Genomic DNA, 14,368 nt, shown 5'->3' with positions numbered 1-14,368 from the left:
CAGCGTATTAACTGTTATGAAGAGCCATATATATAATTAAAAAATTGTTCAAGGAGAAAAACAATGAGAGTTGTTGAAGTATCAACACTTGTCCCAGGTACGATCTTAAGAAAGTCGGTTTATAATGAACATGGAAAAATGATCGTTAATGCAAATATTCCTTTAACAGAAGAGATGATTAATCAAATACATAAATTAGCTATTCAATTTGTTTTAGTACATGCTCAATCATCAGAACATTTAAATGGTAAGACAATTATTTCAGACGAACTTCGCACTGATATCACACAAAAAATAGAAGATACTTTTGTTAAATTAATTAGCGAAGATGTTTATTTAAGGGGGCTATCTTTAGAAAAAAACGCATTGAGGCTTAAAGAAATGATAAAATCACTGCAAAACGAATTATGGCAACAGAAGGATGCTTTATCTTTATTGGTTGACGTATTCCTATATGATGAGTATCTCTTTACTCATTCTCTACATGTAGCTATGTATTCTTTAGGAATTGGAACCGCATTAGATTTAAGTAAAATCGAGCTTAATTTACTTGGATTAGGTGCACTTTTACATGATGTCGGGAAGATGGCTATACCAAAAAAGATTTTAAATAAACGGGACCGTTTAACTGAAGATGAATATGCGTTCATGAAACAACATACAATTGCTGGATACGATATGCTACGACAAGTATCTTCTATTCATCCAATTGTTGCGGACTGTGCCTTACAGCATCATGAAAAGATCAATGGGAGCGGCTATCCAAAAGGTCTAGTTTGTGAGGAAATGCATCTGTTCTCAAAGATCATTGGGATTGCCGACTTTTTTGATGCTGTTACTTCAAATCGAGTATATCGAAAAGCAATGCTCCCGCATGAAGGATTAACATTATTAATTAATGGAAGTGATAAATTTTATGATGCTAAATTAATCAGCATATTTAGCGATCTACTAACCGTTTATCCAACGGGATTACACGTAAAATTGAGTGATGGTAGACAAGGAATTGTTTTTAGTCAAAATGATGCTTCTACAGATCGTCCAGTTGTGCTGATAATTGAAGAAAACGGAAGAAAGTTAAGTATTCCTTATGAAGTGAATCTCTATAATGTGTTGAAATTAGAGATTATCGAATGTGATCAAACAATAAAAAGCATTTATTATTAAATGGGATGTTTCAGAGAAATGACTGGAGCATCTTTTTTCTTGTTTTTGTACAAATCCATTAAGAATGAACAGGCATTGACATGCATACCCATTAGAAAGGGGGCATGGATCCGATGAAGAGGTTTAAGTACAGACGTGTTCCAAAAAATAAATTTTTTGTTTCAAAAAGAAAATCTTTTGGCGGATTTAAAACTAATTCAGCTCAAATAACCCAAACAATTCGTAATATATTTCCAAATAAATATGTAGTTATTTGTATTGTTCTATTATTTTTTTCATTATATGCTTTTTGGGAAATTGATAAAATTTTCACTCCAACGATCTTAAAATATTCTGAGAAACAAACAAGACGAATTGCTTCTTTAGTGATCAATGAAGCGTATGAATCGGCATCTAAGGAACTGCAAGGGCAGGATATTATCATTCGGGATGTTGATGAGAATGGGAAGGCGATAATAAGTACGAATACATATTTAATCAATAAAATAATTGGTTCTACTACTTCGCATGTTGAAGAGAATATACGTAGAGTTGAAAATGGGGATTTATCATTTTTATCTTTATCAAAAGCAGAAATGAAGAAAATGAAGGCGGATAATGAGGGGCTTTATTTAAAAGTACCGATTGGGGTCGTTACAAATACAGTACTTTTAGGTAAACTTGGACCTACTATACCAGTTCGCTTTTCTGTAGTCGGTGATGCAGTGGCTAATGTTACACAAGAAGTTAAGCCATTTGGATTTGATAATTCTGTAGTCGAAATTATTATGAATGTAGAAGTAAATATGAATGTAATTATCCCGTTTAGTACAAAATCAACAAAGGTGAAAGTAGAAGTCCCAATTGCTACTGAAATTATCGATGGGGAAGTTCCAAGTTATATTCCATTTACTCCAAATACTCAGGCTAATCCCATCAACAAAAAAGGAAAAAAATAAATTTAATATAGAGCAGACTAACTTAGTACATAAGGAAAAGTTAGTCTGCTCTTTTATAATTAAAGGTTTCAGTTTACCTTCGTTATTTACTTCGATCCTGACGCTCCCAAAGGCGTAATTTTGGATAAGGATCAAATGACCACTCTGAATAACCATTGTCTTTGTAAATACCATAGTGCAAATGTGGAGGGAATTTTCCAGATGTCCCTGGAGGTCCATATCCAGTACTTCCAACATAGCCAATTAGTGTTCCTGGCTCGACTACTTGCCCTCTTTGGAGGTCTTTGTTAAAGCCGCCTAAATGAGCGTAGTAATGATAATTATTATATAAGTCTCGAATTCCGATTCTCCATCCTCCAATTCGATTCCAGCCCTTTGTCTCAATAACTCCATAGCATGTAGACCTTACAGGAGTACCATAATTTGCAAAAATATCAGTACCTTCATGAACTCTTCGTCCGCCAAAGCTTCGAGGTGCACCCCACGTACTACGATAACTATGTGTACTGCGAATTGGTAATGGGAAGGCATTACCTTCTATATTTAATTTTCCGTAATATTGATACAAACTAGCGTATTCATCGATAATATCAACAGTTATTGCTCTTTGGTAGTAATCCCATAGCATCATTCGAATATATTGCCTGGATGGGCCATAGAAATGCAATCGATGAATGAAAGTGTACAGAATATCCTCATCATCTTCTAATGAAGCTTTTCCGTCATTATTTCCATCTAAACCAATGCCGCTAAATAAATGGATAGTAGGAGCGTATGTGTCTTTCTTAACGGGATTTGATAGGCCACTCCAATCCTCTGGCTTAATATAGATCGAAAGGACCCCATTTTCGCGTTTTGGTATATCGTTCCTAACACTACGGACATTTCGTTCATAAGTATCTATAGCTGCAAAGTAATACCAAGGGATAAACGTTAGTGTTTCACCTTTTTTATATAAGGCCATTCGTTCTTTATTAAGCTGAGCTTGATCAATTTCTTCTGCATTTGTAAATGATGGCATTATGAAGGTAACCACCATACAAAAAAGTACAATTATTTTTTTCAAAACCATCATCCTTTAAATTGATTTACATCTATAGTTTGGTTAAAGGAGCGACTTTCATAAATGGGAATTATAGGATAATAGAAATAATCAAACGAAAGTTTTTCATATCCGCGAAAAATGTAGTAATATATAAACTATTGGAAGAAAAAATGAAATATGTCGTAAACGAATAAACGTTGGAGGAATTTCAAATGGCATCAAAAAAAGAAGAATATTTGAGAAAGCCCGAGTGGCTAAAAATAAAATTAAACACAAATGAATCTTACACAGAATTAAAGAAAATGATGCGATCTAAAAATCTTCACACTGTTTGTGAAGAAGCTCGTTGTCCAAATATCCATGAATGTTGGGCAGTTAGAAAAACAGCTACATTTATGATCCTAGGTGCGGTTTGTACTCGTGCATGTCGTTTTTGTGCAGTTAAAACTGGTTTACCAACTGAACTTGATCTACAAGAACCAGTTCGAGTTGCTGAATCTGTAACACAAATGAACCTTAAACACGTAGTAATTACAGCAGTTGCTCGTGATGACTTAAGAGACGGTGGAGCAGCTGTATTTGCAGAAACTGTTAGAGAAGTTAGAAAAGCAAATCCATTTACTACAATTGAAGTTTTACCATCTGATATGGGTGGGAAATTTGAAAACCTTAAAATGTTAATGGATGCAAAACCAGATATTATGAACCATAATATTGAAACAGTTAGAGAGTTAACTCCACGTGTTCGTGCAAGAGCTACGTATGAAAGATCACTTGAATTTTTACGTAGAGCAAAAGAAATTAACCCTAGCATCCCTACAAAATCAAGCATCATGCTTGGTTTAGGTGAAACAAATGAGCAAATTTACGAAGCAATGGATGATTTACGTGCTGCAGGTGTAAATATCATTACATTAGGTCAATATTTACAACCAACGAAAACTCATTTATCTGTAAAAAAATACTATACTCCTGACGAGTTTGCAGCTCTAAAAGAAGTTGCTTTAGGAAAAGGATTCTCACACTGTGAGGCTGGTCCACTAGTTCGTTCATCATACCATGCTGACGAACAAGTAGAAGCTGCTAAACAAGCATAATAAAAAAGCACTAGCCTAAGCTAATGCTTACTGACTGAAAATCAAATTATTTGGAAATTGTAAAAGCACTAGCCCCTGCTAGTGCTTTTATTTTGATTATTATTTTGAAATTTGGTCAAAATGCATGCTTTGTTTATCCACATCAAAGCCTGAAGCTAAATCTTTGATTTTTTGCTCTAATTGTCCATCATTAAGCTGTCCATATTTATTTAGTTGTTCAATATTATTTATATTTTGTAAGGAATTTGAAGTAAAGATATGATAATAACTAGGAAGTGCAGATTGAGCTGTTTTTTCAACTTGCTTTCTAGCTAGTTTTTTATCACCATCTGATCGATAAGCAATCAATACTTCTTGGTCTGTGACTAGTGTAGCTGCATCGTCTATATCAGGAAGCTTTACAACTAAATAAGAAATGAATTTTGACACTTCTTGTTTATCGATAGTTAAAGTATAATCACCATCTTTACCTAAAACATCTTGCTTTTGTAGTCTAGAAAAGCCATAATCTTTGTAAGAGTTATTTGACATTTTAGCATTTACATCGCCTAAATCCATCGGCTTTGTATTTAATTGTTTAGGTGTTGGATTTGTTCGATGTTCATTTTTATATGTTACGTCCTCATAATCAAATTGTCTAGAATGACTTGGACCGAATGAACATCCTGTTAATAAAAATAAGGTTAATAAACAAACTAAATATTTCCGCATATTAAATACCACCTTTTAATAATCATTGTAGAATTAGTATGCCAAAATATTAGTTACATATTTATGGGAGTAAAAGGAAGGAGAATACAAATTGGTTTGCATACAGAATATTTGCTATGAAGTGGTTGAAGATTACCGTGAAGGATTCAATGAAGAAGCTTTTAAAGCGAGATATGCAGAGATCCTTTCAAAGTATGATTACATTGTTGGGGATTGGGGCTATGAGCAACTAAGACTTAGAGGATTTTTTGATGATTCTCAAAAAAATGTTCCATATGATTCAAAAATAAGTACATTACGTGAATATATTTATGAATATTGTAATTTTGGATGTAAATATTTTGTGGTTAAGAAAGTAAAAAATTAAATGATGGGGAAACCCATCATTTTTTATTTTAGGTAAATTACATAAACAAATTTTGTGGATAAAATATTTTTTGATTTTTTGAAAGAATAAAAACCTTGTGGATAAGTTTGAATCTTTCAACAAAAATGTGAATAACTGAAGACTTAATCACAAAAATAGTGGACAACTTTTTAGTTATCCACTATTTTTCAGATTATTTAGTAAAAATAAATTATTTATCCACAGGTTTGAAAAATTAAAAAATAATTTCACTAAGAAAATCTAATAATTCAGCTGCCTTTTCCTCAGAAATTCCGAAAGCAAATTCTAAGTAACCTTCTTCTTTTAAATCATCTGAACCAATAATTGCAAATCGATTACTTTGCATATCCATAATCATAACTTTGCCGTAATGGCGATCAGAATATACTAAAGCAAGATCATGTCTTTGCTCTTCTCCCATAAAGCTTACAAAACGAGTCTTTGCTTGAATAGTGTCATCATATAAGAAAAAACGTTCTGACATTTTTTATTCCTCCATTATACTAAAATAAGATTTGGCTTATATTCTAAATGGTGATGTGCTTTAATAGTCACACAGTTTTCTCATTACAATTAAATGAGTTTCGACTAAGTCTCCACCTAAGAAAGTAACTCCTGTAGTAGCAAAAATTGCATCGTCACCTTTTACTAAATCATTTAATGTTAATAATTGTCTTGGGTTTAGCACATTTTTCTTACAACGTCCCATCCAATGAGCAGAGGTAAGGGTAGCTGCTTCAGTAACTCTTACAATCTAAGTGCTAGTTCACGCTCGAAAAAAAGTCCAACCCCAGAAAAATATTCACCTATATAATATAACAAAAATCGGTAAGAAACGCTTTCATTTGTCGATTTTTTTCGAATTTAGCTATAAAATAAATATAAGTCCATAAAATGTAGAAGATAGAATTGAGAAGGAAGTGTACATATGTACTTTGTAAATCGTCAAAACATATTAGATCGAATTGAAATTTTGAATTCAATGCTTGAATTTTATGAGTCAAACAGCCATCCAAAAAATAAAATAGAAGAATTAGCTTTGGAAAGAATGACACATCTTTTGATTGACAGTATGTTAGATATTGGAAATACAATGATTGATGGCTTTATAATGAGGGACCCTGGAAGTTATGATGACATTGTTGATATTCTAATGGATGAAAAAGTTATTACTGAATCAACTGGAGAATCGATAAAAAAATTAGTTCCAATTCGAAAACATTTATTACAAGATTACACATCTTCAATTACAGAAAAAATAGTGACGACATTAAGCGAAAATATAGAAGCATATAAGGAATTCCCGGTTGCGGTTCAAGCTTTTCTTGATAAGGAACTAGGAGTAATTAATGCTTTTAGTAGTGATGAGGAAAAATAATCTATTTCAGACTGTTGACAAACGCTCGCTTTCTTCGTTGCTTCGTCTGTCTGCGGTGCTCAATACCGTCAAAGGTAACTCCGCTCCTCACCTGCCTTCGCGCCTCGAAAGACAAGCGTTTTCAATCATTCTGGAAATCAAATTTTAGAACTTTGTCTACACACTGGAATAATTTTCGAATTATTTCTCTATAAAAAAACTTTGAATATTAGGCTGTTCGTTTTTTTGCGAAGTGAATAGCCTGACTAGTAAGGAGTGGCAATATGAAAAAATATAAAGGATACTTAATTGATCTAGATGGAACGATGTACCGTGGCGAGGAGCAAATAGAGGAAGCTAGTCTTTTTATAAAGGCTTTGAAGGAAAAAAATATCCCTTACCTTTTTGTAACGAATAACTCTACACGTAGACCAGAACAAGTTGCTGATAAACTTAATTCCTTTAATATTCCAACTACAAAAGAACAGGTCTTTACAACAAGTAATGCCACAGCAAATTACATAAAAGAACAAAAGGCAGATGCTACTGTTTATATGATCGGTGAAGAGGGCTTACAATATGCCTTAGAGGAAGTTGGCTTAACAATTACAGATGAAAATCCTGATTTTGTAATTAGTGGCTTAGACCGTAGTATTAATTACGAGAAATTAGCAAAGGCTTGTATAGCCGTAAGAAATGGCGCGACATTTATATCTACTAATGGTGACATAGCGATTCCGACTGAAAGAGGCTTATTACCTGGAAATGGTTCACTAACATCTGTTATTGCTGTATCTACTACAGTAAAACCAATTTTTATTGGAAAACCTGAATCAATTATTATGGAACAAGCATTAAAAGTTCTTGGTGTTGCAAAAGAGGATACATTAATGATTGGTGATTATTATGATACAGACATTATGGCTGGGATTAATACTGGTGTTGACACATTGATTGTTCATACTGGTGTAACGACAAGGGATATGTTGTCAAATTACGAAACGCAGCCAACTTATTCAGTTGACTCATTAGAAGAGTGGATTAAAAATATCTAAGAAAACATCTAAACTTAAAAAATCCCACTAGTAATTAATTTACTTGTGGGGTTTTTGTGTTATTTCAAATGAAAAAGTGGTCTCAAATGTTGATTGACTTATGAGACCACTCTTTTTTATTCATCTTCAGCTTTAATTTGATCAGCCTTTTTATGTGCGGCACGATGAGCAAGTCGGCTAGATGCAGCAGCTGCAATTGCTCCAACAATGTCATCTAAAAATGTATTTACTAAGCCTGTAGATTTATCATTTAATCTTTCTAAAATTCCAGGCTTTAATTTATCGATGTAACCGTAATTCGTGAATCCAATTGAACCATACACATTTACGATCGATAAGGCAATTATTTCATCAATTCCATAAAGGCCTTCATCTTTTTTGATAATAGCCAACAACGGCTCCTGTAGTTTATCCTGCTCTGCCAAAATATCTAATTCAATACCAGTAATGATGGCATTTTGTATCTCACGTTTTGTCAAGACTCTCTCAACATTATGTTTACACTCATCCAAAGATAAATTTTCATGATATTTATTCTGTAAAAAGAAAACTAAATCAGCAATGTCATCGAGCGAAACACCTCTTTTTTCTAATAACGATAATGCAGTCTTTTCTAAATCGTGATTTAAATATTCCATTTCATCACCTTTTCCTTATCGATTGATTTAATTACTATAAAAATAACTAAAATGGAGATTTCATAAAATAATTAAAACCTTTATTATAAATTCTTTTTAAGAAATAAGAGGATTAATTATATATGATTCGATATCGAACAAAATTCCCCTTTATAAAAAAAGTTAAAACATAATAAAAAATTGTTGAGACATATAATTTATTACTTATGTCTTATCTGTTGAACCATTTGCCTACATATTTTTATTTAGTACCCGAGTTCTTGGCCTTAGTCTTATGCTTGTCGGGGCTGACCAACTCGCTTCCACATTTCATGATGTCTAGTTCCGGCGGGTAGCCCCTCGAGGTCATAAGCCTAATGCCAATAAAGGTAAAAAGCACCTTTCTTGTCCTTAGTCTTATGCTTGTCGGGGCTGACCAACCCGCCTCCACATTTCATGATGTCTAGTTCCGGCGGGTAGCCCCTCGAGGTCATAAGCCAAAGTCCAATAAAAGTAAAAAGCAACTTTTCTTGGCCTTTGTCTTATGCTTGTCGGGGCTGACCAACCCGCCTCCACATTTCATATATACTACGTCATTTTCTCCCTTTTTGTGTATGGCCATTCGGGTTTATATATAGAAAGTGAAAAAGTAGGGTACAGGTTTTTAGATTTGTGACATATATATTAAATAAGTAGGTATAAGAAGGATGTGAGTGATGATGTTTATTCGCAACCAAAACATCATTCAAGACATGTTTACTCATTATCAAATTCAACCAGCTGAATTACTTCAAGTACAGTCATATTACATGTTTTGGCAGCGGAATAGGGTGTATTTTCTTGCACCCATTGGAAATTTAAAAGAAGATGATTTGCAGGAAATGAAGAGTTTAAGTGATTTTATGAGCTCAACCGGAGATCAATCGGTCGCAACCTTTGTTCAAAATGTTCAAGGGTACTATGTGAGTAAGATTGATGGAAATAATTATTCTTTATTTAAGAGTAACAGACAAAATGAACGCAGTAATAATAACGGTGAAGAACTTGCAATTTTTCATTTAAGAGGGAAAAAATATTCAGATGAATTGAAAAGATTAAATAGGATTGGGAAATGGAAGAATTTATGGGAAAAACGGTTAGAGCAATTAGAAAGATTTTGGCAAAGTAAAGTGAATAGTCATCCCGAAAATTTTTTCGAACAAATATTTATTGAATCTTTTCCTTATTATCTCGGAATGACTGAAAATGCGATTCAATATGTTGTAGATACTGAACTAGATGATACTCCTCAAGTCGTTGATGCAGCAACAATTTGTCATCAAAAAATGACTGAAAGAAGACAAAAAGAAATTCATTTTGCGAAAGTACCGATTGAATGGATTTACGATCATCCAAGCAGAGATCTTGCTGAATGGGTTAGGGATGAATATTTAGAGAATCCTGATAATTATCAAAAGAAAATCCTCTCATTTTTTTATGGTTATGAAAAGAAAAGTCCATTATCTACTTTTGCGTGGCGTTTGTTATTTGCAAGACTGCTTTTTCCCGTACACTATTTTGAAACAATTGAAGGATATTATTTGGCAAGGAGCGATGCGGATCGGAAAAGGTATGAGCGTAAGTTAGTTAATTATCTTGAAAACACTAATGAGTTTGAATCTTTTCTAGGTGGATTTTATGATTTGATCGGACTACCAGCGGCTAAGTTAGGGATTCGTGAAATTAAATGGCTAAAATAAAAAATTCAGACTGTTGACAAACGCTCGCTTTCTTCGTTGCTTCGCCTGTCTGTGGTGCTCATTACCGTCTGAGGTAACTCCGCTCCTCACCAGGCTTCGCGCCTCGAAAGACAAACGTTTTCAATCAGTCTGAATATCAGATTTTTGGTTTTACATACAAATATATACAAAAAAGAGAGGGTTTTTAACCCTCTCTTTTAGTATTGTAAATATATTAGAATACTTGCTCTACCTCAATTACACCAGGTACTTCTTCTAATAAAGCTCGCTCAATACCAGCTTTTAATGTAATAGTTGAACTTGGGCAGCTGCCACATGCACCTAAAAGGCGAAGTTTAACAATACCATCCTCAATATCAACTAAATCAACGTCTCCACCATCACGTAGTAAAAACGGTCTTAATTTATCTAAAACTTCTTGTACTTGTTCTTTCATGTCCATTCATATCGACTCCTTTCACTAATTTTATTATAATCAGTTAAGAGGAAAAAATCTATTACAGAGTACTTTGTGTGTTTGAAATTATTTTCGGACACACCCTTATTGTATGCTAGGAGGAGAAAATGAGTAATAAAATTTTAGTGGAAGTTTTTGGAGCTGAAGTAATATGTGCAAGTTGTGTAGGAATGCCATCATCAATTGAAACTTTTGAATGGCTTCAAGCTGCACTTCAAAGAAAATATCCTGACTTAGCCTTTGATTTTCACTACATTGATATATTTAATGTAGTGAATAATGAAAAAGAAGATTTCGCTGAACGAGTAAGAAATGATGAATTTTTTTATCCAGTAGTTTTAGTAAATGGAAATGTTGTAGGTGAAGGTAATCCAAAATTAAAAGATGTTTATAACGCTATTGAATTATAATGAATTTAAACCCCTTACAAAAATTTAAGGGGTTTTTTATTGAATATAGATTGTTTTTCTGTAGGGGTCTTATTGTAATTGATTCTTTTCCAAAAAAATTAAAATGTTTTAATAAAATTCACTATTTTATGTAAAATGCTGAAGATTTACATGATAGAATAGAAGTGTAAAGACAAATAAATTACAATTTTTGGCATATATATAGAATTGGGAGGAGGGGTGGAATGGTTACGATCAGTTTATTTGTAATTGGAGTTTTATTAATTATTATCGAAATGTTTTCGTTAACCTTTGTATTCTTGTGGATTGGTATTGCGAGCATTCTAGCATCAGTTGTAAATTATTTAACAGGATCAAACACCTTTACTTTTATCGTTTTTATTGTTAGTGCATTAATTTTGTGGCTTAGTACAAAGAAATTTGCAAAAAGAATCCACCAGCATAAAACGATAGAAAATGGAGTATATGCATTAGTTGGTAAAGAGGTGGTTGTAGCTTCTGTTGAAATAAATGATGATACAGTAGGCACGACCAAAATTTATGGTGATGAATGGACAATCCGTTCTACTGAACCATTATTTTTAAATGAAAAGGTAATTGTAACAAAAATAGAAGGTGCAACTTTATACGTGAAAAATAACTAATTGAGGAGAAGTGCTATGTCTGATGTAAGTTCTATGGTTGGTCCAATTATTATTGGTATTATTGTTTTATTTGTTGTGTTACTTTTATTATCAAGTATTCGTATTGTTAGACAATCTGAAGTATATCTAGTAGAACGATTAGGGAAATTTCATCGTAAGTTAGAGAGTGGAATCCACGTTGTAATGCCATTTGTTGAACGTGTAGCTAGTAAAAAAACATTGCGTGAGACTGTGGTAGATTTTCCACCACAATCAATGATTACAAAAGATAATGTTAGTATCCAAGTAGACTCAGTTGTCTTTTATCAAGTAACTGATGTTGTACGTCATGAATACGAAATTGCTAATCCACTGTCTGCGATTTCCAATTTGACTGCTACTACGTTACGTAACTTAATAGGGGAATTAGATTTAGATGAAACTTTAACAAGTCGTGATACAGTTAATAATAAACTCCGTTCAATTCTTGACCAAGCAACTGATAAATGGGGAATGAAGGTTAATCGTGTAGAGATCCGAAATATTATTCCACCTGTTGATATTCAAAATGCGATGGAAAGACAAATGCAAGCAGAACGTACACGTCGTGAAAAAGTATTAAATGCACAAGGTGAAAAAGAATCAAAAATCCTGAAAGCAGAAGGGGAAAAGCAATCAAAAATTCTTGAAGCAGAAGGGGAACGTTTAAGCCAAGTTGAAAAAGCTCGAGGAGAAAAAGATTCTCAAGTTTTACGCGCTGAAGGGGAAGCGGAAGCAATCATTAAACTTGCTGAAGCGAAAGCTAGAGGGGAACAACTTGTGTTAGATGTTTGGAGAAATGCAGAGCCAACTAAAGAAATGGTTCAATTGCGTTCAATGGAAGCATTAGAAAAAGTAGCTTACGGTCATGCATCAAAACTTGTTATTCCCACAGACGCTACAAAGCTTTTAGGGATGGTTGAAAGTGTAAAAGAAGTTATTAAATCTGATAAAACAGAATAAAAAAAAGCCCCTTAGCAATTATGTTAAGGGGCTTTTTAGCATATTAATTTTGTTAAAAAGATTTGTTAATCAACCATTGTGGTATTTATACATCCATAAGATTCCAGACTTAATTAATCTTGGAACACGTCCGAGTAGTGGGCGTTCATTGAATAGTCCAAAACCATGTTTTTTACCTAATGAGCCCATAATACCTTTTAATTTTATTTTAGGCATTACTTCTGGAAGGTCTTCACCTTTCCATTTCTTTTGTAAAACCATAACGATTTGTTCTGCTTGAGCTTCCGCAAGCTGTGCAGAAGGTGCATATGGTAATGATGCACAATCTCCCACTACATAAACATGCTCATCGTTTGGCATGTGATGATATTTCGTTACAACGATTCTTCCTGTATTGTCTTTTTCTACGTCTAAATTGCGGACAACTTCAACTGGTTGAATTCCCGCTGTCCAAATAACAGCGTCACAATGAATTTCATCATCATGGTTAAATAAAGTATTTTTCTCAACCTTTGTAATGTTTGAATTGCTAACAATTTTTACATCGTGCTCAATGAACCAGTTTTGTACATAATAACTAAGTTTTTCTGGAAACATTGATAAAATTCGGCTTCCACGATCAAAAAGTAAAATTTGTAAATCGCTTCTACTTTCTCTTAGTTCACTAGCTACTTCTACACCACTTAAACCAGCACCTACAACACCGATTACTGAATTAGGAGGTAGACTGTTTACATTTTCATAAGCGTTTCTTGTTTTTTCAATTGTTTGAATACTATAAGTATGTTCCGGTGCACCAGGTACATTATGGTATTTATCCTCACAACCTAAACCGATAATTAAATCATCATAAGAAACTGATTTTCCATTGCTTAATTCTACTTTCTTGTTTGCCGTATCAATTGTAGTAATATCTCCATATACAACCTTTAATTTCTCATGAGTTGGTAATGGTATTCTAATGTGTTGCTCTGGAACTGTACCTGCAACTAATGCATAATACTCAGTTTTAAAGCAATGAAAAGAATTTCGATCAATCAATGTGATATGAACATCCTCAGGTAAATCAGATGTTAATAGACGTGACAAAGCACGAATATTTCCATATCCGGCACCTAGTAATACGAGGTTTTTCATAGTTGATGTTCCCCTTTTGTTTTATTAGCGTTGAATGAAAAAATTTTTCTATTTTTCGACAATTATATTATATATATTTTATGTTAAAATAACAACGCCTAACTCGGTAAAATAAAGCTCATTCCATTTATTCTCAAAAGGATTGACGTTTTTTAAAAAAAAGAGTAACTTTATGATGAGCAAGGAGTGAAAAATAGTGAGACCATTAGTCGAATTTTGTATAAAAAACCTAGCAGACGGTGCACAAAAAGCTTTAGAACAGCTTGAACGTGATCCAAATCTAGACATACTAGAATATGGCTGCCTTGGATATTGTGGAAAATGTAGTCTATCACTTTTTGCACTAGTTGAAGGGGAAGTAGTTACTGGAGAAACGGCAACCGAGCTAGTAGATAATATTTATATTTTCTTAGAAGAAAATATGTTGATATAAGAAGCACTGTTAATAATTAACAGTGCTTTTTTCTATTTTTCGAGCTATTTCAACAATATTTTAATCTTCCTTAAAATCCGTTTTACATCTCTCGAACATTCCCTAAATCAAACAATTCAATATTAGGGAAAAATTACAATTCTTTAGATTCATGACATTAACCAATATTATTTTTATTACGTACACTATTTT

At 33.2% G+C, this 14,368-nt stretch carries 17 protein-coding genes and 1 pseudogene; 11 read left to right on the top strand and 7 right to left on the bottom strand.

The window, feature by feature from the left end; genetic code table 11:
* Positions 1-63 precede the first annotated feature (63 nt).
* Both ACFVRR_RS10555 and yunB read left to right on the top strand, forming a co-directional pair.
* Complete coding sequence (locus ACFVRR_RS10555) at positions 64-1,167, top strand: HD-GYP domain-containing protein (RefSeq protein ID WP_387327919.1); 1,104 nt, start codon at positions 64-66, stop codon at positions 1,165-1,167.
* A gap of 113 nt (positions 1,168-1,280) precedes the next feature.
* Positions 1,281-2,105 (top strand): sporulation protein YunB, encoded by an 825-nt coding sequence (gene yunB / locus ACFVRR_RS10550; RefSeq protein ID WP_387327916.1) that lies wholly within the window; start codon positions 1,281-1,283, stop codon positions 2,103-2,105.
* Positions 2,106-2,187: 82 nt separating this feature from the next.
* Here yunB and ACFVRR_RS10545 read toward each other — a convergent pair whose 3' ends face one another.
* Complete coding sequence (locus tag ACFVRR_RS10545) at positions 2,188-3,177, bottom strand: M23 family metallopeptidase (RefSeq protein ID WP_387327914.1); 990 nt, start codon at positions 3,175-3,177, stop codon at positions 2,188-2,190.
* 185 nt (positions 3,178-3,362) lie between these two features.
* On the opposite strand from ACFVRR_RS10545, the gene lipA reads away from it, so the two are divergent.
* Positions 3,363-4,247 (top strand): lipoyl synthase, encoded by an 885-nt coding sequence (gene lipA / locus ACFVRR_RS10540; RefSeq protein WP_056468726.1) that lies wholly within the window; start codon positions 3,363-3,365, stop codon positions 4,245-4,247.
* 99 nt (positions 4,248-4,346) lie between these two features.
* On the opposite strand, the gene ACFVRR_RS10535 is transcribed toward lipA, so the two are convergent.
* Positions 4,347-4,958, bottom strand: a complete 612-nt coding sequence (locus ACFVRR_RS10535; protein WP_387327910.1) for a YhcN/YlaJ family sporulation lipoprotein — start codon at positions 4,956-4,958, stop codon at positions 4,347-4,349.
* A gap of 91 nt (positions 4,959-5,049) precedes the next feature.
* Between ACFVRR_RS10535 and ACFVRR_RS10530 the strand changes: the two genes are divergently transcribed.
* Positions 5,050-5,325 (top strand): YutD family protein, encoded by a 276-nt coding sequence (locus tag ACFVRR_RS10530; RefSeq protein WP_056468720.1) that lies wholly within the window; start codon positions 5,050-5,052, stop codon positions 5,323-5,325.
* A 235-nt stretch (positions 5,326-5,560) separates the two neighbouring features.
* On the opposite strand, the gene ACFVRR_RS10525 is transcribed toward ACFVRR_RS10530, so the two are convergent.
* Both ACFVRR_RS10525 and glpX read right to left on the bottom strand, forming a co-directional pair.
* Positions 5,561-5,830: a DUF3055 domain-containing protein gene (locus ACFVRR_RS10525; RefSeq protein ID WP_025672291.1), complete on the bottom strand. Its 270-nt coding sequence runs from the start codon at positions 5,828-5,830 to the stop codon at positions 5,561-5,563.
* Positions 5,831-5,844: 14 nt separating this feature from the next.
* A pseudogene (gene glpX / locus ACFVRR_RS10520) lies at positions 5,845-6,049 on the bottom strand (fructose-bisphosphatase class II); the annotation flags it as partial.
* 225 nt (positions 6,050-6,274) lie between these two features.
* Here glpX and ACFVRR_RS10515 point away from each other — a divergent pair.
* Entirely contained in the window at positions 6,275-6,724 is a 450-nt protein-coding gene (locus ACFVRR_RS10515) for a DUF86 domain-containing protein (protein ID WP_387327906.1), read from the top strand.
* Positions 6,725-6,987: 263 nt separating this feature from the next.
* A complete protein-coding gene (locus ACFVRR_RS10510; protein ID WP_387327903.1) occupies positions 6,988-7,758 on the top strand; it encodes a TIGR01457 family HAD-type hydrolase in 771 nt (256 codons plus the stop codon).
* Between the two features lie 116 nt (positions 7,759-7,874).
* On the opposite strand, the gene ACFVRR_RS10505 is transcribed toward ACFVRR_RS10510, so the two are convergent.
* Entirely contained in the window at positions 7,875-8,396 is a 522-nt protein-coding gene (locus ACFVRR_RS10505; protein WP_387327900.1) for a phosphatidylglycerophosphatase A family protein, read from the bottom strand.
* A 719-nt stretch (positions 8,397-9,115) separates the two neighbouring features.
* On the opposite strand from ACFVRR_RS10505, the gene yutH reads away from it, so the two are divergent.
* On the top strand, positions 9,116-10,114 hold the full coding sequence (yutH, locus tag ACFVRR_RS10500) for a spore coat putative kinase YutH (protein ID WP_387328330.1): 999 nt from the start codon (positions 9,116-9,118) through the stop codon (positions 10,112-10,114).
* 214 nt (positions 10,115-10,328) lie between these two features.
* Here the strand turns inward: yutH and ACFVRR_RS10495 are convergent, their stop codons facing one another.
* Complete coding sequence (locus ACFVRR_RS10495) at positions 10,329-10,556, bottom strand: NifU family protein (RefSeq protein WP_025671774.1); 228 nt, start codon at positions 10,554-10,556, stop codon at positions 10,329-10,331.
* 122 nt (positions 10,557-10,678) lie between these two features.
* On the opposite strand from ACFVRR_RS10495, the gene ACFVRR_RS10490 reads away from it, so the two are divergent.
* The 3 genes from ACFVRR_RS10490 to ACFVRR_RS10480 all read left to right on the top strand — a co-directional run bounded on the left by ACFVRR_RS10490 (position 10,679) and on the right by ACFVRR_RS10480 (position 12,606).
* Positions 10,679-10,981, top strand: coding sequence for a DUF1462 family protein (locus ACFVRR_RS10490; protein ID WP_387327897.1), 303 nt, complete (start codon positions 10,679-10,681; stop codon positions 10,979-10,981).
* A gap of 224 nt (positions 10,982-11,205) precedes the next feature.
* Positions 11,206-11,625 carry an NfeD family protein gene (locus tag ACFVRR_RS10485; protein WP_387327896.1) on the top strand — a complete coding sequence of 140 codons (420 nt, stop codon included), beginning with the start codon at positions 11,206-11,208 and terminating at the stop codon, positions 11,623-11,625.
* Between the two features lie 15 nt (positions 11,626-11,640).
* On the top strand, positions 11,641-12,606 hold the full coding sequence (locus ACFVRR_RS10480) for an SPFH domain-containing protein (RefSeq protein ID WP_387327893.1): 966 nt from the start codon (positions 11,641-11,643) through the stop codon (positions 12,604-12,606).
* Positions 12,607-12,675: 69 nt separating this feature from the next.
* Here the strand turns inward: ACFVRR_RS10480 and ACFVRR_RS10475 are convergent, their stop codons facing one another.
* Positions 12,676-13,743 carry an NAD(P)/FAD-dependent oxidoreductase gene (locus ACFVRR_RS10475; protein WP_069034814.1) on the bottom strand — a complete coding sequence of 356 codons (1,068 nt, stop codon included), beginning with the start codon at positions 13,741-13,743 and terminating at the stop codon, positions 12,676-12,678.
* A 196-nt stretch (positions 13,744-13,939) separates the two neighbouring features.
* Here ACFVRR_RS10475 and ACFVRR_RS10470 point away from each other — a divergent pair, with 196 nt between their 5' ends.
* Positions 13,940-14,176, top strand: a complete 237-nt coding sequence (locus ACFVRR_RS10470; RefSeq protein WP_056468696.1) for a YuzB family protein — start codon at positions 13,940-13,942, stop codon at positions 14,174-14,176.
* Positions 14,177-14,368 lie beyond the last annotated feature (192 nt).

The sequence above is a fragment of the Gottfriedia sp. NPDC057948 genome, from assembly GCF_042887255.1.
Classification (GTDB): Bacteria; Bacillota; Bacilli; order Bacillales; family Bacillaceae_G; genus Gottfriedia.
The sequence above is the reverse complement of the archived record's forward strand: the minus strand, read 5'-3'. Positions and strand labels throughout refer to the sequence as shown.